The 533-nt window shown below is 68.3% G+C and carries 1 pseudogene; it reads right to left on the bottom strand.

The annotated features are described in order from the left end of the window. A pseudogene (locus DJ019_RS21090) lies at nt 1-533 on the bottom strand (ABC transporter permease); the annotation flags it as partial.

Here is a 533-nt window from a genome sequence, read left to right as displayed (position 1 = left end):
TGTTCGTCACTCCTTCCGGCAGGCGGAACAGCGGCCGTGCCGTCTGCAGCGTCAGGAACAGCACCCGCGAATCGAGGCTCTCCAGCCCGGTCCTGTAGACGCCACGAATGGTGAGCAGCCGTTCGGCACCTCGATCCGTCCGCAGCAGGACGGGCTGGTTGGCGGAGAGGCCCAGCTCCTCCGCCAGGCGCTCACCGACCAGTACGCCGTCGGCTCCCATGCTGGCGCTTCCGGCCACGATCCGGCTGCTGATGGGCGAGATGACGTCCAGGCCCTCAGGTTCAAGGCCCGTGACCGAGACAGGCTGGACCGCCTCTCCGCGGATGAGGAAGGCGCTGCCGGTGATCTGCGGGCTGATGCCGGAGACGCCGTCCTGAGTCCGGTTCTGGTCGACCACCGAGCGCCACTGCCGAATCTGCTGTCGCTGGAAAGTGGAAACTAGGGCCACCCCCTCGCTGCGGACGCCGGGTGAGGAAAGAATGCGGGCCCGGCGCGTGTCCGGCTCCAGGCTGACGTGGGCGCTGTTGGACGTC

Source organism: Phenylobacterium kunshanense, assembly GCF_003254525.1.
Lineage (GTDB): Bacteria > Pseudomonadota > Alphaproteobacteria > Caulobacterales > Caulobacteraceae > Phenylobacterium > Phenylobacterium kunshanense.
This window is presented reverse-complemented; position numbering and strand designations above follow the sequence as displayed.